Source organism: Mammaliicoccus sp. B-M6, from assembly GCF_022386965.1.
Taxonomy (GTDB): Bacteria; Bacillota; Bacilli; order Staphylococcales; family Staphylococcaceae; genus Mammaliicoccus; species Mammaliicoccus sciuri_A.
Genome location: NZ_JAJNHJ010000005.1, coordinates 1 through 22,726 on the forward strand (window position 1 = coordinate 1; position 22,726 = coordinate 22,726).

Here is a 22,726-nt window from a genome sequence, read left to right on the forward strand (position 1 = left end):
GCTCGTAAAAGAGCCACAAATAGCCTAGATTAAACGTAGTTTAATCATGATTTTAGTGGAAAATATTAATCCATATAAAAAAACAAACTGAACTTATAAATTTAAGTTCAGTTTGTCCACAGTCTGAAGCCCAGGATATGACCTGGGCTTTTTTATGTTGGAATGGCGGGGCGTTGTGAACACTTTCGGGTAAACTTGTTTATAACGGGGGCTTTAGTTACAAAAATCAGTCAAAGTGTTACTACGGACTGCATTAGTTACAAAACTCGCGCGAAGTGTTACTAAGGAACGCCTTAGTTACAAAACTCGGCCGAAGTGTTACTAAGGGCCCCCTTAATTACAAAACTCGGCCGAAGTGTTACTATGGGCCGCCTTAATTACAAAACTACTGAGAATTGTAATTACTGGTCTCCTTATTTGCACTTCTTACCAAATCTGCTAATAACGACCCCACTATTTGCACTTCTAGCCAAATCTGCTAATAACGACACCTAACACCCAACTCCCCAACATAATATTCACCTAATTCCTACATCACACTCACCCACAAATAAAAAAAGAGTTTGGGATACGATATCCCAAACTCTCTATATAAAGATTACATTTTTCTTACTAATTTAATCATCACATATTGTAGTGGTAATCTACCCCACAACGCCCATTTTGGTAATTGTTTACCGTTTAATGGGATGTTCTTTTGTGCCATATAAACATTTGCTGGAAATACAGCTACTAAGAACCATTCGATTAATTTTTTCATTAAGCTACTTGGCTTTTTGATCATTAACATGATACCAAATACGATTTCCATCACGCCTGTTATCCAAACAATTGCTTTTTTAAATGGTAAATAGTTTGGAACGATTGCTTCAAAACCTTCTGATCTCACTAAATGCATCACACCTGCAAATGAAAATCCTATTCCAAATAATCGTCTAACTATATTCATTACTTAATCCCCATCTCATTTAAATAGCTTTTACCGAATTCAGGTAACGTCACATTAAAGTTATCTGCAATTGTTGCACCAATTGAACTGAATGTATCATCACCTGATAGTTCATGATATTCTTTAATGCTTGGACTATACATTAATAATGGTACATATTCACGTGTATGATCTGTACCTGGAGCAGTTGGATCGTTACCGTGATCTGCTGTAATAATGACTAAGTCATCTTCATTTAATACTGCTTGTAAGTCTTCTAATCGGTTATCAAAGTCTTTAATAGCTTGTGCGTAACCTTCTTTATCTCTTCTATGACCATACAATGCATCAAAATCAACTAAGTTTAAGAAGCTGATTCCAGTGAAATCACTTTTTACAACATCGATTAATTGATCCATACCGTCCATGTTATCTTTCGTTCTAATAGCTTTCGTAACACCTTCACCATCGTAAATGTCATTAATTTTACCGATTGCTATGACATCGTAATCCGCATCTTTTAAAGTATTCATAACTGTTTTACCAAATGGTTTCAATGCATAGTCATGTCTGTTTGATGTTCTAGTGAAGTTACCTGGTTCGCCAACGTATGGACGAGCAATAATTCTTCCTATTAGATATTTAGGATCTTTCGTAAGCTCTCTAACTTTCTCACAAATATCATATAATTCTTCTAAAGGAATAATATCTTCATGTGCTGCAATTTGTAACACTGGATCTGCAGATGTATATACAATTAAATCTCCAGTTTCCATTTGATGCTCACCATATTCATCGATAATTGCAGTACCTGATGCTGGTTTATTTGCAACAACTTTTCTACCAGTGATTGATTCAATTTCTTTCACCAATTCTTCTGGAAAACCTTCTGGATAGACTTTAAAAGGTTTATCAATATTTAGACCCATGATTTCCCAATGTCCTGTCATTGTATCTTTACCAACTGAAGCTTCACTTAATTTAGTATAGAATGCTTCTGGATTTGATACTTTTTGAACTACTGGTAAGTCTGCAATATTACCTAAGCCTAACTTTTCTAAGTTTGGTAATGTTTCATTAAAACCTTCAAGTGTATGTTTTAATGTATGAGAACCTTCATCACCGAATGCTTTAGCATCTGGTGCTTCACCAATACCTACTGAATCCATTACGATTAAATGAATACGTTTAAATCGGTTTGTCATTTGACACACTCCTAATCTGTAATCACTTTATGAATTAATGTTGGTTTAACTTGTTCGTCAGAAATTGTGATGTTTTCTAAAATTTTAGCTTCTACATCTTTAACATCTTCTTGATTTGCGTAAATCGTTACTAACGATTCACCCGCTTCAACTTTATCGCCAACTTTTTTATTTAATACTAAACCAACTGCCAAGTCAATTATATCATCCTTTGTTGCTCTACCTGCACCTAAAAGCATTGAAGCAACACCAATTTCATCTGCAACGATGTGTGATACATAACCTGAAGTTTCAGCTTTAACTTCGAAAGTATATTGAGCTTGTGGTAATTTTGTAACGTCATCTACTACAGAACCGTCTCCACCTTGATTTTCAAGGAATACTTTGAATTTTTCTAATGCTTTACCATTTTGAATCACTTCTAAAAGTTTTTCTCTCGCTTCATCTAAAGTTTCAGCTTTCTTAGCTAATACAACCATTTGAGAACCTAAAGTTAATACAAGTTCAGTTAAATCTTCTGGACCCTCATCTTTTAATGTTTCAATCGCTTCTTTCACTTCTAAACCGTTACCAATTGCTCTGCCTAAAGGTTGGCTCATATCAGAAATGATTGCCATTGTATTTCTACCTACATTATTCCCGATTTTTACCATTGCATGCGCAAGTAACTCAGAATCTTCAATCGTCTTCATAAATGCACCTGCACCAGTCTTAACATCTAAGACAATCGCATCTGCACCTGCTGCAATTTTCTTACTCATAATTGAAGATGCAATTAATGGAATTGAATTGACTGTACCTGTAACATCTCGTAAGCCATAAAGCTTTTTATCTGCAGGTGTTAAGTTACCTGTTTGACCGATTACGGCTACTTTATCTTTATTCACTAAATCGATAAATTCTTGTTCACTGATTTCAACATGGAACCCTTCAACCGCTTCAAGTTTATCGATTGTACCACCTGTATGACCTAAACCACGTCCGCTCATTTTTGCGACTGGTACGTCTAATGCTGCTACTAAAGGTGCAAGTACAAGTGTTGTTGTATCACCTACACCACCTGTAGAGTGCTTATCAACTTTAATGCCTTCAATTTCAGATAAATCAATTTGATCGCCTGATTCAACCATAGCCATCGTTAAGTTCGCACGTTCTTCATCTGTCATATCTTGAAAATATATAGCCATTGCTAAACTAGACGCTTGGTAATCCGGAATATCGCCTGCAGTATATCCTTTAACAAAAAATTCAATTTCTTCTTTCGTTAATTCTTTCCCGTCACGTTTCTTTGCAATTACATCAACCATTCTCATCGTTAATACCCTCCATTTTTTGTATGAATACGCTTACCTTAATTTGAAAAATTAAAGGTACTATTTCAAGTACCATTAATTTTTAGTAATCTGAATCTGACGCTTCACCTTTTAAAATTTTAACGCCTGCTGAAGCACCAATACGTGTTGCACCATTATCTATCATTGTTTTAACATCTTCGTATGAACGGATACCGCCAGAAGCTTTTACGCCTAAATCAGGACCAACTGTTTCACGCATTAATTTAATATCTTCTGCAGTTGCACCACCAGTTGAAAATCCTGTTGAAGTTTTAACAAAATCAGCACCTGCTGCAACAGCAAGTTCACATGCTCTCACTTTTTCAGCATCTGTTAATAATGAAGTTTCAATGATAACTTTAGTTGTTACACCGTTAGCTGCTGAAACAACACTTTCGATATCTTTTTTAACATCTTCATCTCTACCGTCTTTTAATGCGCCAATGTTGATAACCATATCTACTTCTTGAGCACCTTTTTTAATTGCATCTTCTGTTTCAAATGCTTTAACTTCACTTGTGTTTGCTCCAAGAGGGAATCCGATTACTGTACATACAAGTACATCTGACCCTTCTAAAGCTTTCTTGGCATGTGCAACGTGTGTAGGATTGACACATACTGATTTGAATCCATATTCTTTCGCTTCACTTAATAAAGCATCAATTTGTTCCAAAGTCGTATCTGGTTTTAGTGCTGTGTGATCGATATATTTAGCTAATGACATGTTGAATCCTCCTAATATTTTTTGATTAAGTCTATTATATAACGTTATTGAACATTTGTAAAACGATAACTGAAATATTGTTCACTAATCTAATAACGCCTGTGCAGTGTATTGATCTGTAATTAAAATATTACTCAATTTACCTTCAAGTGCACCTCTAATTGAAGCGACTTTATGCTCACCTCCAGCAACTAATACTGAATGTTCTATACCTTTCAATGCATCAAGTTCAATACCTATTGTTCGATTATTAATAGCTTCGTCTGCTACTTCACCTTTGCTATTATAAAATCTTGAACAAATATCTCCGACTGCTGATTTTTTAAGTCTGTCTTTTTCTTCTTCACTCAAAAATCCTAGTTTAAATAATAGGGCAGAATCTCTTACAGTTCCTACAGTAAAAATCGCAACATCAACTTGTCTACCTTGATCGAGTATTGATTTAATATGTCGGTCTTTTTCAACCATATCTTTTACTTCTTTTACATCAAAAATAACGGGTAACGGTAAATCTCTCGGTGTCGCATTATAAGCTTGAGCAAATCTTTCTAGAATTTGATGACTTCTTGTATCAACATCTGAAAAACTAATACCGCCCTTCAACTGGATAATACCAATATCATTAAAATGACTTTGTTCTAGATATTGAGAAACTTGATACATCGTTTTACCCCAACTTATACCAATATTATCCCCGTTTTTCACAATTTTATTTAAATATTCAGCAGTCTTTTTACCAATTGCCGTTTGAATATTTGAATAATCGTTATAAGATGCATGTTCAACAACACAATCTTTTAAATTGTATTTCGCTTTTAAAAGTGAAGCTAAACTTTCTGCATCTTGATAAGGGTCATCAATTTTAATCGTAACAAAGCCTTGATTTTTAGCATGATTCAATAATCTTGATATCGTTGGTCTTGAAATATTTAACTTTTTCGCAATCGCTTCTTGGCTCAAACCTTCTTGATAATATAGCTTTGCAATCTTGATACTATCCTTGTTCTTTTGTAAATTCATCCCTATTCACCACTTTCTTTCACTCTTATCGTACAAAAATTCGCAAAAAATTTAAACAAATGTTATCTTTAAGATGAAAAAACTTTTATTTTATTTAAAGGAGAAGATAGTTATGACTCAAGGGACACCACATATTCAACCAAATGGTGTAAAAATCGCAAAAACAGTACTAATGCCGGGGGATCCATTACGTGCTAAATTTATCGCTGAAAACTTTTTAGAAAATGTAGAACAATTCAACGATGTAAGAAATATGTTAGGTTACACAGGAACTTATAAAGGTAAAGAAGTATCTGTTATGGGTTCAGGTATGGGTATTGCTTCAATCGGTATTTATTCTTATGAACTTTATAATTTCTTTGACGTAGACACAATTATTCGTATCGGATCATGTGGTGCTATGCAAGAAGATATCAACTTATACGATATTATTATCGCTCAAGGTGCATCTACAAACTCTCGTTATGTTGATCAATTCAACGTACCAGGTTACTTCGCACCAATCGCAGACTTCGGTTTAGTAGCAAGCGCTAAAAACAAAGCAGACGAAATCGGCGCAACATCACACGTAGGTAATATCTTCTCAAGTGATATTTTCTATAATGCAGACTCAGAAGTAACAAGCAAATGGGCAAGATTAGGTATCTTAGGCGTTGAAATGGAATCAGCAGGATTATATATAAATGCCGCAGCAGCTGGTAAAAAAGCGTTAGGTATCTTCACAGTAAGTGACCACTTATTAAGAGATGAAGCAACAACAGCAGAAGAAAGACAAAATTCATTTACACAAATGATGGAAATTGCATTAGAAATCGCAGAATAATTATAAAAAAAGAGCTGAGACGATTATGACCGTCTTAGCTCTTTTCATTTGTGATAGTGAAGGAGTAATATTGGTTGCGTTAGGTTCCAGGATTTAGATAATTAGAGGTCGCTAACTTCCATTATTCTGAATTCTGGTAATTAGGCGGGCCACTCTTACGGACATTTCTCGGAATTCTGTCCCTAACACCTACACCGATTATCTCTCTTCATCTCAACTTCCTCATTATTCTATACCGCACGCTTCTGCTACGACTTCTACGATATGTTTGACTTGTATTTTGTCTTCTAATCCTTCATTTTTAACACCTAACAACATTTGCAAGTGACATCCTGGATTTGATGTGATGATTAATTGTGGCTCTATTTCTTTTACGTGACTCATTTTTCGATTTAAGATTTCCATCGATGCATCATAATTCACGATATTATATATACCTGCTGAACCGCAACAGATGTCTTTTTCGGGTAATACTTTATATGTTAGTCCTTTTATTTGGTTGATTACTTTTTCAGGTTCATTGAATACATGTTGTACGTTTTGCAAATGGCATGATGGCTGATAAGTGGCTTGAATATTAATCGGGTGTTCTAAGTTTAAGTCAATGTCTTCTAATATAACGGATATGTCTCTCACTTTATCAACAAACTGTTCAGCTCTAGCTTTCCACTCCGCTTCATTTCTCAATAAATGATCATATTCTATTAACGAAGCGCCACAACCGCCAATAGCATTGACATAATAATCTACATCGTATTTTTCTAGCGCTTCAATATTGAGTTTGGCTAATTTTCTTGCTTTATCCATTTCTCCAGCATGATGTTGAAGTGCGCCACAACAAGTTTGTTGTTTAATTTCTATAACTTGAATATTATGCGCTTCTAAAATTTTTATCGCAAGATCGTTTATATGTGAGAAAAATGAATTCATCATGCAACCTCTGAAAAAGCCAATTGTTGTTTTTTTCGTTCTAAAAGGTGTTTGGTAAGGTCGTTTATCTTTTTGAACTGGTGGCAAAATCATCGCCATATTACCTAATCTTTCTGGTAGTAATTTCAATGCATTTGTCTTATTTAAAATCCCTGAAACAAAAGACGTATGATAGAGCTTCAAGCCTTTATACATCGCATCTATCATATATTGACGTTCTAAAAATACAGACATAATTTGCGTGTCTAATTTTTTATTTCGCTTTTCTCTTAATACTTCGACTGCCGATTCATAAATGTCGCCGTATTGAACATTCGTTGGACAAACTGTTTCACATTGTCTACAGCCTAAACATAAATCAATTGCTTCTTCTAAATCTTTAAGTTCAGCTTTACCTTCAACTGCATATTTAACAAGATTGATTCTACCTCGTGGAGAATGTTTTTCTTCTTTCATCGTTAAATATGTAGGGCAAGATGGTAAACAAAAGCCACATTGAACACAATCAAAAGTCGCATCATATGCTAATTTTGCAATTAGATTATTCGTCATGGACTAACACAAACCTTTCATGCTCGTCTGGAAAGATTTTACCTGGATTCAGACGATTATTAGGGTCCAATGCCTGTTTTACATCTTTCATAAATTTCATGCCTGCTTCATCAAATTCGTTATACATAAATGGCTTTTTAAACAATCCAATACCATGTTCACCGCTTAATGTACCACCTAATTTCAGTGAAGCTTTAAAAATTTCAGCAACTGCTTCTTCAGCTCGTTTCATTTCTTCTGGCTTACGTTTATCCGTAATAATATTAGGATGTAAATTGCCATCTCCAGCATGCCCAAACACAACTAAATTTAATTGATAAGTTTGTCGAATTCTTTCAATTTCTTCAAAGAAAGCTGGAATTTGACTGACCGGCACACTTGTATCTTCACTTATCTTTGTTGGTCCAAATTTCACGATAGCTGGTGACACAAGTTTACGCACTTCCCAAAGTTCGGATGCCTGTTTTTCATCTTCAGCAATAATGACTTTACAACCAGGTAACGCAGCACATGTTTCTTCGATGATTTTCATTTCTGCTTCAAGTGCTAAAGGATGACCATCTAATTCGACTAACAATACCGACTCAGCATCGGCTGTCACATTCTCAATTGGATGTGTCGACAACACAGCATCAACACAATATTTATCCATGATTTCGATTTTAGAAGGTAATATACCCGATCTTAAAATTTTGGATACCGCTTCACCTGATGTAATAAAATCATCAAACTGCAACATTGCTGTCTTTGTATCAATCGGCTTAGGAATCAATTGTAAAGTAGCTTTTGTAATAATACCGAGCGTACCTTCTGACCCTACGATTAATTTTGTCATATCATAACCTGTTACATTTTTTACTGTGCGTCCACCACAGTGAATAATATCTCCATTAGCCGTTACGACTTCTAATCCAACAACATAGTCTTTCGTGACACCATACTTTAAACATCTTGGTCCACCTGCATTTTCAGCTAAGTTACCCCCAATTGTTGAAACACGAGAACTGGATGGATCAGGTGGATACATCAGTCCATATGATTCAGCAACTTTATGAATTTTCTCAGTGATAACGCCTGGTGAAACTTCCATCATTAAATCATTTTCGTAAACTGTTATTTCATTGTCCCATCTTGAAAAATCCAACACAATACCACCATGAACAGCAAGTGGTCCTCCACTTAAACTTGTGCCACTACCTCTTGGATAAATTGGTACGTCATATTGATTACTTAACTTTACAATATGCACCACTTCTTCAGTAGACATTGGCTGACAAATAATATCAGGCATGTATTCTCCGAAAGAAGCATCAAAACTATAACTTGAAAGATCCGCTACTTCTTTAGAAACGCGCCCATTATCTAAATGTTTCTTTAAAGCATGATAGAGTTCTTCCATGTTATCCCCCCCTCAATATGAAATTATATTCATGATAGCACTGTTTACTTTAATTTTCATTCCAAGTGAATACGTTTACATTTATGATTTAAAAAAATACCTAATCCAATATGTTCATGGATTAGGTATTTTTAATTCAATATTATTTTAAGAATGATTTTAACATCCAGTTGTGTTTTTCAAGACTTGTTACCATTGCTAATAACATGTCACCAGTCATATCGTCGTTAACTTTTTCTGCTAATTGAATACCTTCTTCTAATTGAGCAATTACAGTTGTGAAGTCTTTAGATAATTGTTCAACCATTTGGTTTGCAGTTAAGTTTTTCTCAGCTTCTTCAATAACTGACCATTCTAATGCTTCTCTTAAAGTAGCGATTGGGTTACCTTCAATTGCTAAAATACGTTCAGCTAAATCGTCAACATACACACTTGCTTCATTGTAAAGTTCTTCAAATTTTTCATGAAGTGAGAAGAAATTTGGTCCTTTAACATACCAGTGATAGTTGTGTAATTTAGTATATAATACTGTCCACTCTGCTACTTGTTTATTTAATGCTTCGATTACTTCTTTATTATTTGCCATTTATTTTACACTCCTCTGTAGTTATCTTTTCTTGATTACATTAATTATTATATTATAATCATTCTAATCTGTCAACAATAATTAGCAACTTATTTATAATAATTATAAATAAGAGTTTAAATCTACATAAAAAAGAAGGTAAAGCCTACATTAGACTTATACCTTCTTTATCGTTTTATAAACATTTATTCTGCTTTCTCAAGCTTAAGTGGAATCTTAATTTCTTTCTCAAGTTTCTTACCGTCCATCAATTTAATGATAGAGTCTACTGAAGCTTTACCCATCTTATCAGGTTGTTGCGCGACAGTTGCATCTAGTTTGCCACTTTTAATTGCTTTCATTGCATCTTCATTACCATCAAATCCAACTACGATTACATCTTTATCACCAATTGCTTCGATAGCACCGAGTGCCATTTCATCATTGTGTGAGAATATCGCTTCTACTTCTGGATGTGCTTGTAAGATATTTTGTGTCACGTTTAATCCTTCTGCTCGATCAAACTTAGCACTTTGTTTAGCAATGACATCAAGTGATTTGTCGGCAACTTTATGGAAGCCTTCTCCTCTTTCTCTTGTTGCACTTGCACCTGGAACACCTTCTAATTCAGCAACTTTAGCATTTTTACTTAATTTATCTAAAATAAATTGTCCGCCCATTTTACCGCCTTCAACGTTATCTGAAGCGATAAATGTTGCAACATCACCTTTATCAACTGATCTATCTAATGTAATAACAGGTATACCTTCATTATTTGCTGACTGAACGGCACTAGAAATTGCACTAGAATCAGTAGGATTGACAACTAAATAATCAACTTGTTGTTGAACTAAATCTTCTATATCATTTGTTTGTTTAGCTGAATCATCTCTTGCATCAACTACCTTTACTTTCATACCTTGTTTTTCAGCTTCTTTTTCAATACCTTCTTTAATTGAAACGAAGAATGGGTTATTTAATGTTGAAACACTGACACCAATCGTTATATCAGATTTTTTCTTATTTGTTTTACCTTCATTATCTTTTTTCAATGGCGATTCAAGTGAACATGCCGCTAAAAATAACACAGTTGTCATTAAAAGTATTAATAATTTCTTCATTTGTTTTCCCCTCAATCTAATTGATTATTTTTTTCTATCTATTAATACAGCAATTAAAATAACAATACCTTTTACGACTTGTTGGTAGAATGATGATACTCCTAATAAATTCAGACCATTATTAAGTACACCAATAATAAGTACACCAATAAACGTTCCAACAATTCTACCTTTACCGCCTGTTAAAGAAGTTCCGCCTAATACAACTGCAGCGATAGCATCTAACTCATATGATGTACCGGCTGTAGGTTGAGCTGAGTTTAAACGTGATGTTAAAATTGCACCTGCTAATGCAGACATTAAACCAGAAATACCATAAATTAAAATCTTTACTCTGTTTACTTTAATACCAGAAATTTTTGAAGCGACTTCATTACCACCGATAGCATATGTATGTCTACCAAATGTTGTTTTTTGCAAAATAATCGCCAATATAATAAATACAATAATCATTGTGACTGCTGGTACTGGAATGCCGAAGAAATAACCTTTACCAAATAGTTGGAACATATAACTATCACCTAAATTAGTAATAGGGTTACCATCTGTTACAACGAGTGTTAAACCTCTAAATATTGTCATCGTTGCAAGTGTTGCGATGAATGGTGCCATACTCCCGAATGTTACTAATACACCGTTAAATACACCTAATAAGAAGCCACCAAGTACTCCGACAATCAATGCAACAATTGGATCTAAACCACTTGTAATTAAGATTGCAGTAAATGCACTTGATAATGCGAGTATCGAACCGACTGATAAGTCTATGCCGCCAGTTAAAATAACAAATGTCATACCAAAAGCAATTAACCCGTTAATTGAAACTTGTCTTAATAAGTTTAATAAATTCGATAAATCTAGAAATGCTGAGTTCATAATACTAATCACAACGATTAATAATATAAGTCCTATAAATGGAATAATTTTTTCGACTAATGAAGTCTTAGCTGTTAGTTGTTGCATGTAATTCCCCTCCTGTAGCTAATGTCATAATATTTTCTTCTGTTATATTTTCGCCTTCAACTTCACCTTTAATATTGCCTTCTTGAACAACAATAACGCGATCACTCATGCCGATAACTTCAGGTAACTCTGAAGAAATCATAATAATCGATACACCACGTTCAGTTAGCTCATTCATCAATTGATAAATTTCTCGCTTAGCACCAACGTCTATCCCTCTTGTCGGTTCATCTAAGATCAAGATTTGAGCACCTGTACCAATCCATTTTGCCAATACTACTTTTTGTTGGTTACCACCTGAAAGTGAGGATACTAGTGCTTTTCGTGGTGTCTTAATATTGAGCCTTTTGCTCATTTGATCTGCAAACACATGCGTCGCTTGCTCTTTAATAAACCCTTTATTCGAAAAGCTTTCAAGAGATGGTAGAACCATATTATGTTCGATTGAGAAATCGAGAATGAGTCCTTCATCTTTTCTATTTTCAGTAATTAAGCCTAAACCATGTTTCATTGCATCTTCCGGTGACTTAATCAATACGGATTCACCTTTAATGTCTATATCTTTATGACCTTTATCAATTCCGAACAGACTTCTCATAATCTCAGTTCTACCTGCACCCATTAAACCACTAAATCCTAATATCTCACCTTTTCTTAATGAGAATGAAATATCTTTGATGCCTTGTTCATCATTATTAAGTGATTTAACATGCATCAATGTTTCACCTGGTTCAACGGTTCTTTCTGGGAATTGCTCTGTTAAGTCTCTACCTACCATTGATTTAACAATTTCATCATAATTGGTTTCGCTTGTAGGTTTGTATAATACAGTTTTACCATCTCTCATAACGGTAATTTCATCAGAAACCTCAAATATCTCAGCCATTCTATGTGAAATATAAACGAATGAAACGCCTTGATTTTGAAGATTTTTAATAAGTTTAAATAACTGTGTGATTTCTTTATCTGTAAGTGCTGCAGTTGGTTCATCCATGATAATAATTTTTGCATTGGTCATTAAAGCTTTAGCAATTTCTATCATTTGTTGTTCACCGATTGAACATTTTCCTGCAACTTTCTTCAATGAAATACTAAAGTTTAATTTTTCAAAGACTTTTAATGCTTCTTGCTTCATTTTCTTCTCATTTAATATGCCAAATTTATTGCGCATTTCTTTCCCGATAAACAAATTTTCAAGCACTGTTAACTCTGGCCAAATATTAAGCTCTTGATGTATAAACGTAATACCTGCTTCTTCTGACATTTGAGCATCTTTAAAGACAACTTCTTGATTGTGATAATTAATTTGACCTGCATCCTTTTCATGAATACCAACAAGAATCTTCATTAAAGTTGATTTCCCTGCACCATTTTCTCCCATAAGCGCATGAACTGAAGCTTCTTTTAATTTAAAATCTACGCCAGTTAACACTTTATTTTGGCCAAACGCTTTATGTACACCAGACATTTCTAGCATGAAATCCCTCCTTAAAATAAAACATCACTTTCTAATATGACGTTTGCATATGGTGTTGCTTCCCCTGTTCTTATAATTGCGACAGTATCTTGTGTTAATTTTTTTAATTCTTCGTGTGATACAAATTCTCTTTCAACATCTGTTTCTTGAATCTTTTCATAAAGTGCTGAATTATCCGTCTTCATTTCTTCTGCAAAAATCATTTTCTGTACAGACATATGTTCTAACAAAATGTCGTAAACGCTTTCAAAACTTGGTACACCAAAAGTCAGTGCTAAATCAATTTTTCGCACGCCTTTTGGTACTGGTAATCCACAATCTGCTATCACAATACGATCTGTATGACCAAGATCACTTAATACTTTAGAAATTTCACTGTTTAATATCCCTGTCTTATACATGCCATTCTCCTTCAATATCTTGTAATGTTGGCATTCCGCCTTGTGCACCTAATCCAGTTACTGAGTGACTTGCTGCTATATTAGCAAATGCTAATGCTTGATCTAAGCTGTATTCTTTTTGAAGCGCTACTGCAAATGCACCATTAAATGTATCGCCAGCACCTGTCGTATCTTTCACTTCACGTTTATAACCTGGTACTTGAACTTTTTCTTTACCATTATGATAAGCTGCACCTTTATCACCTAAAGTTACAATCAATTTCATTGGATATGCTGCTAACGCTTCATCTAATTCACCTTTAAACATCTCATCACTTTCTGTTTCGTTAGGTGTTAAGTAATCAACTTTTTCAATAACAGTGTTGCTTACTTCTCTATATGGTGCAGGATTCAGAATTGAAATCAAACCGTGTTCTGAACAATATTCAACAGCAAATTCAACTGTTTCACTTGGAATTTCTTGTTGTAATAAAACGATATCGCCTTCTGACAATGCTTCTAAATGTTTTTTAACATAGTCTGGCGTCACTTCATTGTTAGCTGAAGGTACGACAATAATACTATTATCTTGTTCAGATAATGTTATATGTGCTGTTCCAGATGGCATTTGTGTAACGGGTTCCACACCATCCACAATAACGTGATTATTTTGAAGATTTTCATATATTTCTTTACCAAAATCATCATCGCCAACTCTACCAATCATATGTACGTTATCGCCTAATCTTGCAGCTGCGACTGCTTGGTTTGCACCTTTCCCACCAGGTGTTGTAAAGAAATCGTCCCCAAGAATTGTTTCTCCTTTACCTGGTCTTTTAGACGCTGATACAACTAAATCTATAGACATACTTCCGATAACTGTAATTTTCTTCATATTAATCTCTCCTTGTTGATTGTCTTTCCACTAAAGTTACATCTAATATTTGATGATGTTCTCTTTGTTTACCTTCCAACTGTTTAATCAATTGTTGACATGCTTTTTGACCAATTAAATAAGCAGGTTGATGAATCGTTGTTAAACTTGGTGAATATGTACGTGATAACGGTATATCATCATAACCAACCACTTGTATATCGTCTGGTACTGTGTATTGATGATTATAAAGAATACTCATGACGTTAAATGCGCCAACATCATTACTACAAATAATGCTATCAATGTCGTGTTCTTTAATTAAGTTAAGCAAATCATCTTCTGATAAAGATAATTCATTAGCTGAAACATAGTTGATACCCGCTTCATCTAACATTAACTTCGCACCATTGAATCGCTCTCTAAATGATTTGTAATTTAAATCTTGTTCCAAAATAAGAACAGATTGCGCTTTACCGTTAATCACTGCCTGAGCTTGAAGTTGTCCACCTTTGTAATGATTTGTTTCAACAAATTCATGATCTTCGTACACACGGTCTAATAGAACAAAAGGCATATTATAAGATTTAAATGAATCAAAAGTTTCCTTACTCGATAATTGTGAAGCAATAATACCACTACAATTATGTACGTTAAATGTATTTAAATAAGCAAGCTCTTTCTCATCATTGCCATCACCATTTCCAATAATGATATGATAGCCCATCGCCATCGCTTCATCTTCAACACCTCTAGCAACTACTGTAAAAAAAGGGTTACTCATATCTGGTAATAATAGTCCTATCATTCTAGATTGTCGTTTATATAAAGTTCTTGCTGTTTCATTAGGTCGATAATTTAATTCTTGAATTGCTTTATCAATTTTATCTTGTGTTTCCTTCTTAACATAACCACTTTTATTAAGCGCTCTAGATACAGTAGCAACAGATACTCCTGCATGTTGCGCAACTTGTTTAATTGTTGCCATACTTCAACTTCCTTTTATGTAACCGTTTACACAAAAGGATATCACGCAATCTTTATTTATGCAATATTAATTTAAAAAATATTTTCTTTCTTCAGGTGTCGGTAATCGACAAGCATTTTTCAAAATCACTTTATGTCTGATTTTGGCAAATGCATCATAGCCAACATCTCGTACAAATTTCGGTATCCATTTCAAAGCCAATCCTAAAAATTGATAGCCTTTTATTTGACCTAATAAATGAATTATCGCCTTTGATTTAATCCATACTTTGTCGCCATCTAAAACAATAATGCTATCTATATTTTGCAAATCAGGTCGTGCTTCAAATAAATGATCACCATATGAAGATTCTAGTTGAGCAAATTGAAAACGAGTCGAAATCTTATGATGAATTAACCACATCACAGCACGATTACAATATCCACAATCCCCATCATAATAAACAATAGCGATAACAATCACTCCAATTATCATTTTCTTAAACGTAACACGACAGTATGATAATTAAAAGTTTTAGAGACACAATTACGAATAATGTCCCTAACAAAAAGTGCTAGGACTCTTCTATCCTAGCACTTCTTCAATTCTATAATTAAGCAGCTTGTTTTTTAAATTCTTTATATTCTTCTTCATTAATTTTGATAATTTTAAATCCTACATATCCAAAGATGACGGATATGATTGGTACTGTATAGTTGAAGATTGCATAAATGCTATAATCTAATACGTTCACATTCAATGTTTGAGCGATAAATACCCCACATGTATTCCACAAGAAGAATACGGATGTTACAGTACCACCGTCTTCAAGTGCACGTGATAAGTTTTTCGGATGTAATCTTCTTTCTAAAAATGTATTAATGTACATTCTTGAAGGTATTACAATCGATATGTATTGTTCTGAACATGAAGCGTTTGTACCTATACATGAAATAATAACAGATGCTATTAAACCACCAGTACCTTTTGCAATTTTTAAGATTTTTGAAATGATTGATTTTAGCATGCCTGAATATTCTAGAATGCCTCCAAATGTCATCGCAACGATAGTCATTGAAATTGTATAGAACATGGATTCTAATCCACCTCTGTTGAACAATTCTTTGACTAAATCATTTTTAGACTCTAATACAAATCCAGTTTGTAATGTCTTCACACTGTCATGAAGACTTCCACCTTGAATAAATATTTGTGATAAGAATCCTAAAACAATACCGACAACTAATGCTGGTATTGCTGGCACTTTAAATGCAACTAATATAATAACTATTACAGGTACGAGCAACAGCCACGGCGAAATTGTAAATTTGTCTAGCATTTCATTATTGATGGCATCAATTTTTGCTTGGTCCATATTACCAGCTGAAAATTGTTGTCCTAAAATAAAAAATACAATTAATGAAATGATAACGGCAGGTACTGTTGTATAGAACATGTGTTTAATATGATCAAATAAATCTGTACCTGTTAGACCTGCTGCTAAGTTTGTCGTATCTGATAATGGGCTCATCTTATCACCAAAGTATGATCCAGATATAATAGCACCTGCTATCATGCCTGCTGGTATATCCATACTTAATCCAATTCCCATACCAGCTACACCAACTGTAGCCATTGTTGACCAACTACTACCAATAGCTAATGATACGATTGCACAAATAACTGCGATGGTTACTAAAAATAATGATGGCGTTATTAATTTCAAGCCATAGTAAATCATTGTGGCTACTACGCCTCCACCTATCCAAGCACCAATGATCAGTCCAACTAAAATGATAATGACGATTGCTGGTAAGGCTAGTCTAATACCTTTATACATCATTTCTTCGATGTCTTGCCAGCTATACCCATGATAGTAAGCTACAATTGCTGCAATTGCTGTTCCTATCATTAACGGTATGTGCGGAGCTTGCTCTAAAACGACTACTGTAAATAACATACTGATAATCATAAATAAAAATGGCACAACGGCCCAAAAGAAACTAATCTCTTTCTTAGATGTACTATTATTCTCCATAGATAACCCCCTAAAATAAAGCGCTTACATTTATAATTTTACTGGTTTATACTACATATTACAATCCCATAATGACAAAGCCTGGACAAATATTTATGTACCAGACTCATACTTATAACTCATATAATTATTCATTAAGCATATATATAACTTCTTGCATAATTTCATTGAATTCTTCTTTATATTCATTGTTAAAACGTAAAATAACTGCTCGTTCGTCTGATTTTAAGCGATTTTTTAAAATGTACCTTTTTTCAAATAAACGTTTAATCGCTCTCGCTGATTTATTTTGTTTGATATAGCCTTTTTTCATAGCATCTTTTAGATGCACTTCTTCCACTTCATTTAATTTCATTAAAAAGAAAAATTCATGCTTCTTTAGACCATACTTTTGTTCAATAACTAAAAAGATATTATCAATTTTATTTTGCTGATCGAAAAACGCTGAACATGTTGAAATTGCTTCTGAATAAGATTGAGTCTTCATAGTATGACCTCCTGTTTTTCCGCTAATTAGATTTTCTTAAAATAATTTTAACACAAAATTAAATAACATCAATATGGAATTTAAATATATATTTGCCAATTTATGTATTTTTCTAGAGGTAAATAATCAAACTGAAATGACTAACTCACAAAGTGTATAGAAGTACTATTATTTTACAAATAAAAAAAGATTATAACTGTAATCGTTATAATCTTTTTCTTGTATTCAATTAATTGTAGATATTTACTTTTTAGCTTTATCTTTTAAATAGAATTCTTTTCCTGTAAAGAATTCTGTTGTTAAACTTTTAACTTTAGGTGCTAACATCACTACTGCGATAATATTCGGAATCAATATACATGCAAGTGCGATGTCTAATAAATTCCAAAGTTGTGTACCAGCACCGAATGCACCAAGCGCGATTGAGAGTACATAAACAATCTTCATAATAAAGCCTGCTGTTAAGCCAAATAAGTATTCTGCCATTCTTGATCCATAGTATATAACTACGATGATTGTTGAGAATACGAAGAAGACCATTGAAATAGATACAATCCAACTTCCAAATGTTCCAAATGCATTATTAAAGGCGCGAGCTGTAAGTGCAGCCGATTGTTCTTTAGCATCATTATCTTTCCAAACATCAGATACTAAAACAACAAATGCTGTCGTACTACAGATAATTAATGTATCAACAACGATTTCACTAACACTCCAGAATGCTTGTCTTACAGGATGGTCTGTCTTTGCAGCAGCATGCGCAATTGGCGATGTACCAAGACCTGCTTCGTTAGAATAAATCCCGCGTGCAAATCCCCAACGTACTGTTGTGGCAAGTGCAGCACCGAAACTACCTCCTAATGCTGCATCTGGATTAAATGCTTTCTCAATAACTAACGCAATTACGCTAGGTACATGTTGAATATTCAGTATGATAATCAAGAATCCCATAATACAATATAAACCTACCATAACCGGTACGATCATTTCGGTAAATGTTGCGATACGTTGAATACCACCAAATACAACTAAAGCAGCAATAACAGCTAGCACGATTCCTGTTATACCCATATGAATATCGAATGTATCTTGAACAGTACTTGCAGCTGAATTCCCTTGTACCATAATACTTGGAATAAGTTCAAGCATTAAAGCAAATGCAAATACAAATGAAAATACTAATCCGACTTTCTTATTTTTGAAACCTTTTTTCATATAATATGTAGGTCCACCAACAAATTCTCCTTTATCGTTTTTCTCACGATAATATATACCTAGTACGTTTTCGGAATATTTTAATGCCATTCCTAGAAATGCGATTACTAACATCCAAAATACTGCACCAGGTCCACCCATCATAATGGCTGTAGGTACACCGACAATGTTTGCTGCACCTACTGTTGATGATAAAGCTGACGTTAACGCTTGCCTCGGCGTAATTGTACCTTCACCTTTAGGCTCTTTATTAATACTTCCAAAAGTTTGTTTCATCATATAACCAAAATGCCTAAATTGTATTAAACCTAAATACAATGTTAAAAATAAACTTGATACTAATAAAAGTGTGACGATTGGATATCCCCATAACCAATCTGAGAATGCTACGATTTTCTCCATAAAATGACCCCTTTGTAATTTTATTTGTGAAATATAAACCAAGCATAATTCTATATTACAGAATATTCTGCAATTTATAAACCTTTAAAAAAATAAAAACGGAATAAAATCTTAAGTGTTAAGATTTTATTCCGTCTATTTTATCCTACATGTAATACTCTACAATGTTTTAAGAATTGATGTGAATATTGTTCTTTAATGTCTTCAATCGAACCGTAACATAAACCAATCATACGCCATTTAGGATTATGACGATAGAAAGAGTCCTTTTCTAAACTCCACCTCACCATCTTACCTTCATGATTATACCTTGGTAATGTCATTTCATGACCATCAAGCACATTTAAGAATAATTGAAAGATTTCTGGATCTATTCTTTCAAACTGGTCAATCACTAGCCATTCTCTTTCTGAGTTCGTAATATGTCCTGTAATGAAACCTTCTCTATAATATAAAGCGCCACTTTCATTTGGTAAATATCGACCGTATAACATTTCTTCTGAGAAATCAGGATGACCTACTGTATATATACCTTTCGCAAGTTCACGTTCAACATAATGTTTCGCTTTTTTCAAACCGTCTTCTTTATTGTCACAAAGCATTAAAATAATAGGTTTATCTTTTTTAGGTTCATTTTCCTGCTCACGTTGAACAGACATCTCATATTGATTACTAGAACTTTCTTTGTAAGTACCATTACTCATATCTAACATCGCATCATATTGTGCTTTTGTTAAATTAGCAATAGACTGTTTCGAACTGTCTTGTAAGAAATATAATTTCTTTAACGTTTGATGTCTATTTAATTCGCCAATATTCACAGGATTAATATCTTCATGATATTTAACTTCAATACATGTAGAATCTGTTCTACCAGGTTGAGGTGGCAACTTATGTATACTATCTGACACTTCCCCAGTTCCGATAATCGACTGATTAGCATTTCTACTTAAAAATATAATCTGATCTCCTATTTCTAACTGAGTATAGTACGTATAACCATTTCGCTTAATACCATTTACAGTATGTGTAAATATTGTATACGTTTGATCTGGTTCAAATTGAATTTCTTCTGTAAGTAAGAAATACCTAGGAATTTTTATAGCGCCTTGTCCTAACCCTATAATTAAATCGAATTCTTCTTTCGTAATGCGATTAAACAATTGTTCTGTCATTTGTTTAATTCTAGATTCTAATTGTTCACTTCTCTTTAAATATTCAATTGATAACATTGTTAAAGATTGCTCAAACTTAAATTGGATGCTTACTTTTTGATTACCACCCGTTTGAACTTGTAAGATTTCGCCGAATCCAAGTAAGCCGACTTGATTTTGTACTTGATAATAAATGACTTTATCTCCTGGTTTGGCTGTCTTAAATGCATGATAACCTTGCGTTGGATTAAAGCTTGCACCTGATTCAAACACTGCAGTTTGGCCTTCTAATGGTTCCGTATGACGCCACCTATTATATCCACAATTTAACCAAAAGTAGTTTCTTTCTTCAGACATATGTATACTCCTTAATATCTATAATGATCGATTTTCATAATGATGTTTACTTTGATATCTTAATTTTATTTTTATATAAAAAACTACGCTTAAAATTTACTTTCTTAACAACACATTAATATTAACATTGTATAAGACATTCACACTCATGTCTATGTTTACAATCATAAAAAAAGAGCCGAGGACACATCATAATGTCCAAGACTCTTCAATGATTAATGTATAAAATTATAACTTGAAACTTGAGAAGCTGGTACCGTTCTGTAAGTTAGTACACCTGGTGATGAACTAAAATTCATTTCTGATACTTGAATGCTTCCGTTTGAATTAATTCTTTCAACAAATGATACATGACCATAGTATCCAGCTGATGATTGAAGGATTGATCCAACTGATGGTGTGTGATTAACAACATAACCATCTTTAGCAGCTGCACTTGCCCAATTATTTGCATTCCACCAGTAAGTACTAATTGGTTTACCTATAGCTTGACGACGGTTAAATACGTGCCAAGTACATTGACCCCAGTCGTATAAGTTTTGATGATTGAATGTCGGTGATGTGTATCCACTGTTGTTATTTGAATTAGAAGTAGAACCTGAACTTGATGCTGTTCCACTTACTTTTAATTTTTGTCCCGGATAAATGATAAAGTTTGATAAACCATTTAATGTCATAATTTTTTGGTATGTCGTTCCATATCTAGCTGCAATCGCTGATAGTGAATCTCCTGACTTAACTGTATAAGTAGAAGTGCTACCTGAAGCATTAGACGCTCCACTGTTACTAGAGCTACCCGTGTTACTACTAGAACTTGCTGTTCCATTAACTTTTAATTTTTGTCCCGGATAAATAATCGTGTTGCTTAACCCATTCAATGACATAATTTTTTGATACGTCGTACCATATTTACCAGCAATAACCCCTAATGTATCTCCCGATTTTACTGTGTAATATGTCGTTGATGAAGTTGAAGTAGATCTTGAGCTCGTGTTCGATGTACTTGATGAGTTTGAAGTACCAGGAACTTGTAATACTTGATTTGGGAAAATAAGATTTGAACTTAAATTATTTAAGCTTTTAATTTTCGCAATCGTTGTATTATGCTTATCAGCAATCAGCCATAAAGAATCTCCACTTTTAACTTTATAAGTTGCTGCTTCCGCTTGATGAGAAGATACTGCAACTGCAACCGAAGCACCAACAAATGCCGCTATTGTCTTTTTCTTCAAAATAACTTACCTCCATCTTCTTACAGTTTATTTATGAATTCTTATTAATTATACACCGTAACCTTTACCGTTTATATTACAGTTTTATTTCATTTTCATTAATCCTATAATAGTATATTACTTTTAAAGATTAATTAGAAAATGAACAAATATAATAAATCGCATATTATAACTAGCGCAAGATAAATTGGAGGTGGGTAGGAAGGTAATATGTGTGAGTGTTCGTGCGACACACCCTGTTTTTGTGCCTTAGCGCACGATATCTCCAAGTTCGGGCGATATTATCCTATCATACATAAAAACAGTAGAAATTCTTTTACAGAATTTCTACTGTTGATTTATTATGCTTTATACGATCAACGATAACCCTGCTAAGCATGGCATAAGGTTGACTAATATGCCACCTATTTTGAGTCCTGCTGATATGTCTTTGTCTTTTAATGTAGAGATTGCAAGTATTAAACCAATTAACGCAATGATAAATGGAATGACTGGCGTTGGATACTTAGGCATTCCGAAAAATAATCCTAATCCTGCAATGACTGCACATACTAATGATAAATATAGAAATTTTTTCAT

General features: G+C 33.7%; 22 protein-coding genes. 1 reads left to right on the plus strand and 21 read right to left on the minus strand.

Annotated features, from left to right (window positions below; all coding sequences use genetic code 11):
• Positions 1-598: 598 nt before the first annotated feature.
• The 5 genes from LQ693_RS02775 to LQ693_RS02795 form a co-directional block, all read right to left on the minus strand.
• A complete protein-coding gene (locus LQ693_RS02775) occupies positions 599-949 on the minus strand; it encodes a DoxX family protein (RefSeq protein WP_103360676.1) in 351 nt (116 codons plus the stop codon).
• On the minus strand, positions 949-2,133 hold the full coding sequence (gene deoB, locus LQ693_RS02780) for a phosphopentomutase (protein WP_103360677.1): 1,185 nt from the start codon (positions 2,131-2,133) through the stop codon (positions 949-951). Before deoB ends, LQ693_RS02775 begins: the two co-directional genes overlap by 1 nt.
• An 11-nt stretch (positions 2,134-2,144) precedes the next feature.
• Positions 2,145-3,446 carry a pyrimidine-nucleoside phosphorylase gene (locus LQ693_RS02785; protein WP_103360678.1) on the minus strand — a complete coding sequence of 434 codons (1,302 nt, stop codon included), beginning with the start codon at positions 3,444-3,446 and terminating at the stop codon, positions 2,145-2,147.
• A gap of 82 nt (positions 3,447-3,528) precedes the next feature.
• Positions 3,529-4,191 (minus strand): deoxyribose-phosphate aldolase, encoded by a 663-nt coding sequence (gene deoC, locus LQ693_RS02790; RefSeq protein WP_037589818.1) that lies wholly within the window; start codon positions 4,189-4,191, stop codon positions 3,529-3,531.
• A gap of 84 nt (positions 4,192-4,275) precedes the next feature.
• Positions 4,276-5,211 (minus strand): sugar-binding transcriptional regulator, encoded by a 936-nt coding sequence (locus LQ693_RS02795; RefSeq protein WP_103360680.1) that lies wholly within the window; start codon positions 5,209-5,211, stop codon positions 4,276-4,278.
• Between the two features lie 112 nt (positions 5,212-5,323).
• Here LQ693_RS02795 and deoD point away from each other — a divergent pair, with 112 nt between their 5' ends.
• Positions 5,324-6,034: a purine-nucleoside phosphorylase gene (gene deoD / locus LQ693_RS02800; RefSeq protein ID WP_103360681.1), complete on the plus strand. Its 711-nt coding sequence runs from the start codon at positions 5,324-5,326 to the stop codon at positions 6,032-6,034.
• A gap of 225 nt (positions 6,035-6,259) precedes the next feature.
• Here deoD and LQ693_RS02805 read toward each other — a convergent pair whose 3' ends face one another.
• From LQ693_RS02805 to LQ693_RS02880, 16 genes are all read right to left on the minus strand, one after another.
• A complete protein-coding gene (locus LQ693_RS02805) occupies positions 6,260-7,516 on the minus strand; it encodes a (Fe-S)-binding protein (protein WP_103360682.1) in 1,257 nt (418 codons plus the stop codon).
• Positions 7,506-8,915 (minus strand): FAD-binding oxidoreductase, encoded by a 1,410-nt coding sequence (locus LQ693_RS02810; RefSeq protein WP_025906398.1) that lies wholly within the window; start codon positions 8,913-8,915, stop codon positions 7,506-7,508. The genes LQ693_RS02805 and LQ693_RS02810 overlap by 11 nt, the downstream gene beginning before the upstream one ends.
• Before the next feature lie 142 nt (positions 8,916-9,057).
• The gene (locus LQ693_RS02815; protein ID WP_103360683.1) at positions 9,058-9,501 is read right to left on the minus strand and encodes a Dps family protein; all 444 of its coding nucleotides are present in this window, start codon (positions 9,499-9,501) and stop codon (positions 9,058-9,060) included.
• A 185-nt stretch (positions 9,502-9,686) separates the two neighbouring features.
• Positions 9,687-10,601, minus strand: a complete 915-nt coding sequence (locus LQ693_RS02820; protein WP_037588978.1) for a D-ribose ABC transporter substrate-binding protein — start codon at positions 10,599-10,601, stop codon at positions 9,687-9,689.
• A 24-nt stretch (positions 10,602-10,625) separates the two neighbouring features.
• A complete protein-coding gene (locus tag LQ693_RS02825) occupies positions 10,626-11,564 on the minus strand; it encodes an ABC transporter permease (RefSeq protein ID WP_025906404.1) in 939 nt (312 codons plus the stop codon).
• On the minus strand, positions 11,545-13,041 hold the full coding sequence (locus tag LQ693_RS02830) for a sugar ABC transporter ATP-binding protein (protein ID WP_103360684.1): 1,497 nt from the start codon (positions 13,039-13,041) through the stop codon (positions 11,545-11,547). Before LQ693_RS02830 ends, LQ693_RS02825 begins: the two co-directional genes overlap by 20 nt.
• A gap of 11 nt (positions 13,042-13,052) precedes the next feature.
• Complete coding sequence (rbsD, locus tag LQ693_RS02835; protein WP_103360685.1) at positions 13,053-13,442, minus strand: D-ribose pyranase; 390 nt, start codon at positions 13,440-13,442, stop codon at positions 13,053-13,055.
• Positions 13,435-14,316 carry a ribokinase gene (gene rbsK, locus LQ693_RS02840; RefSeq protein WP_103360686.1) on the minus strand — a complete coding sequence of 294 codons (882 nt, stop codon included), beginning with the start codon at positions 14,314-14,316 and terminating at the stop codon, positions 13,435-13,437. The genes rbsD and rbsK overlap by 8 nt, the downstream gene beginning before the upstream one ends.
• Position 14,317: 1 nt before the next feature.
• Positions 14,318-15,283, minus strand: a complete 966-nt coding sequence (locus tag LQ693_RS02845) for a LacI family DNA-binding transcriptional regulator (protein WP_103360687.1) — start codon at positions 15,281-15,283, stop codon at positions 14,318-14,320.
• A gap of 66 nt (positions 15,284-15,349) precedes the next feature.
• The gene (locus tag LQ693_RS02850; protein WP_232339601.1) at positions 15,350-15,757 is read right to left on the minus strand and encodes a thiol-disulfide oxidoreductase DCC family protein; all 408 of its coding nucleotides are present in this window, start codon (positions 15,755-15,757) and stop codon (positions 15,350-15,352) included.
• Between the two features lie 118 nt (positions 15,758-15,875).
• On the minus strand, positions 15,876-17,300 hold the full coding sequence (nhaC, locus tag LQ693_RS02855; RefSeq protein ID WP_103360688.1) for a Na+/H+ antiporter NhaC: 1,425 nt from the start codon (positions 17,298-17,300) through the stop codon (positions 15,876-15,878).
• Positions 17,301-17,427: 127 nt separating this feature from the next.
• Positions 17,428-17,787 carry a transcriptional regulator, SarA/Rot family gene (locus LQ693_RS02860; protein ID WP_103360689.1) on the minus strand — a complete coding sequence of 120 codons (360 nt, stop codon included), beginning with the start codon at positions 17,785-17,787 and terminating at the stop codon, positions 17,428-17,430.
• 243 nt (positions 17,788-18,030) lie between these two features.
• Positions 18,031-19,404: an alanine/glycine:cation symporter family protein gene (locus tag LQ693_RS02865; RefSeq protein ID WP_103360690.1), complete on the minus strand. Its 1,374-nt coding sequence runs from the start codon at positions 19,402-19,404 to the stop codon at positions 18,031-18,033.
• 140 nt (positions 19,405-19,544) lie between these two features.
• Entirely contained in the window at positions 19,545-20,915 is a 1,371-nt protein-coding gene (locus LQ693_RS02870) for an EVE domain-containing protein (protein ID WP_239702943.1), read from the minus strand.
• Positions 20,916-21,130: 215 nt separating this feature from the next.
• The gene (locus LQ693_RS02875) at positions 21,131-22,147 is read right to left on the minus strand and encodes a LysM peptidoglycan-binding domain-containing protein (protein WP_119594113.1); all 1,017 of its coding nucleotides are present in this window, start codon (positions 22,145-22,147) and stop codon (positions 21,131-21,133) included.
• Positions 22,148-22,495: 348 nt separating this feature from the next.
• Positions 22,496-22,726, minus strand: a complete 231-nt coding sequence (locus LQ693_RS02880) for a hypothetical protein (protein WP_048541014.1) — start codon at positions 22,724-22,726, stop codon at positions 22,496-22,498.

What these genes read in the sequence shown, in the direction of transcription:
- LQ693_RS02775 (WP_103360676.1), bottom strand. Translation starts at nt 949, where the DNA reads ATGAATATAGTTAGACGATTATTTGGAATAGGATTTTCATTTGCAGGT.
- deoB (WP_103360677.1), bottom strand. Translation starts at nt 2,133, where the DNA reads ATGACAAACCGATTTAAACGTATTCATTTAATCGTAATGGATTCAGTA.
- LQ693_RS02785 (WP_103360678.1), bottom strand. Translation starts at nt 3,446, where the DNA reads ATGAGAATGGTTGATGTAATTGCAAAGAAACGTGACGGGAAAGAATTA.
- deoC (WP_037589818.1), bottom strand. Translation starts at nt 4,191, where the DNA reads ATGTCATTAGCTAAATATATCGATCACACAGCACTAAAACCAGATACG.
- LQ693_RS02795 (WP_103360680.1), bottom strand. Translation starts at nt 5,211, where the DNA reads ATGAATTTACAAAAGAACAAGGATAGTATCAAGATTGCAAAGCTATAT.
- deoD (WP_103360681.1), top strand. Translation starts at nt 5,324, where the DNA reads ATGACTCAAGGGACACCACATATTCAACCAAATGGTGTAAAAATCGCA.
- LQ693_RS02805 (WP_103360682.1), bottom strand. Translation starts at nt 7,516, where the DNA reads ATGACGAATAATCTAATTGCAAAATTAGCATATGATGCGACTTTTGAT.
- LQ693_RS02810 (WP_025906398.1), bottom strand. Translation starts at nt 8,915, where the DNA reads ATGGAAGAACTCTATCATGCTTTAAAGAAACATTTAGATAATGGGCGC.
- LQ693_RS02815 (WP_103360683.1), bottom strand. Translation starts at nt 9,501, where the DNA reads ATGGCAAATAATAAAGAAGTAATCGAAGCATTAAATAAACAAGTAGCA.
- LQ693_RS02820 (WP_037588978.1), bottom strand. Translation starts at nt 10,601, where the DNA reads ATGAAGAAATTATTAATACTTTTAATGACAACTGTGTTATTTTTAGCG.
- LQ693_RS02825 (WP_025906404.1), bottom strand. Translation starts at nt 11,564, where the DNA reads ATGCAACAACTAACAGCTAAGACTTCATTAGTCGAAAAAATTATTCCA.
- LQ693_RS02830 (WP_103360684.1), bottom strand. Translation starts at nt 13,041, where the DNA reads ATGCTAGAAATGTCTGGTGTACATAAAGCGTTTGGCCAAAATAAAGTG.
- rbsD (WP_103360685.1), bottom strand. Translation starts at nt 13,442, where the DNA reads ATGTATAAGACAGGGATATTAAACAGTGAAATTTCTAAAGTATTAAGT.
- rbsK (WP_103360686.1), bottom strand. Translation starts at nt 14,316, where the DNA reads ATGAAGAAAATTACAGTTATCGGAAGTATGTCTATAGATTTAGTTGTA.
- LQ693_RS02845 (WP_103360687.1), bottom strand. Translation starts at nt 15,283, where the DNA reads ATGGCAACAATTAAACAAGTTGCGCAACATGCAGGAGTATCTGTTGCT.
- LQ693_RS02850 (WP_232339601.1), bottom strand. Translation starts at nt 15,757, where the DNA reads ATGATAATTGGAGTGATTGTTATCGCTATTGTTTATTATGATGGGGAT.
- nhaC (WP_103360688.1), bottom strand. Translation starts at nt 17,300, where the DNA reads ATGGAGAATAATAGTACATCTAAGAAAGAGATTAGTTTCTTTTGGGCC.
- LQ693_RS02860 (WP_103360689.1), bottom strand. Translation starts at nt 17,787, where the DNA reads ATGAAGACTCAATCTTATTCAGAAGCAATTTCAACATGTTCAGCGTTT.
- LQ693_RS02865 (WP_103360690.1), bottom strand. Translation starts at nt 19,404, where the DNA reads ATGGAGAAAATCGTAGCATTCTCAGATTGGTTATGGGGATATCCAATC.
- LQ693_RS02870 (WP_239702943.1), bottom strand. Translation starts at nt 20,915, where the DNA reads ATGTCTGAAGAAAGAAACTACTTTTGGTTAAATTGTGGATATAATAGG.
- LQ693_RS02880 (WP_048541014.1), bottom strand. Translation starts at nt 22,726, where the DNA reads ATGAAAAAATTTCTATATTTATCATTAGTATGTGCAGTCATTGCAGGA.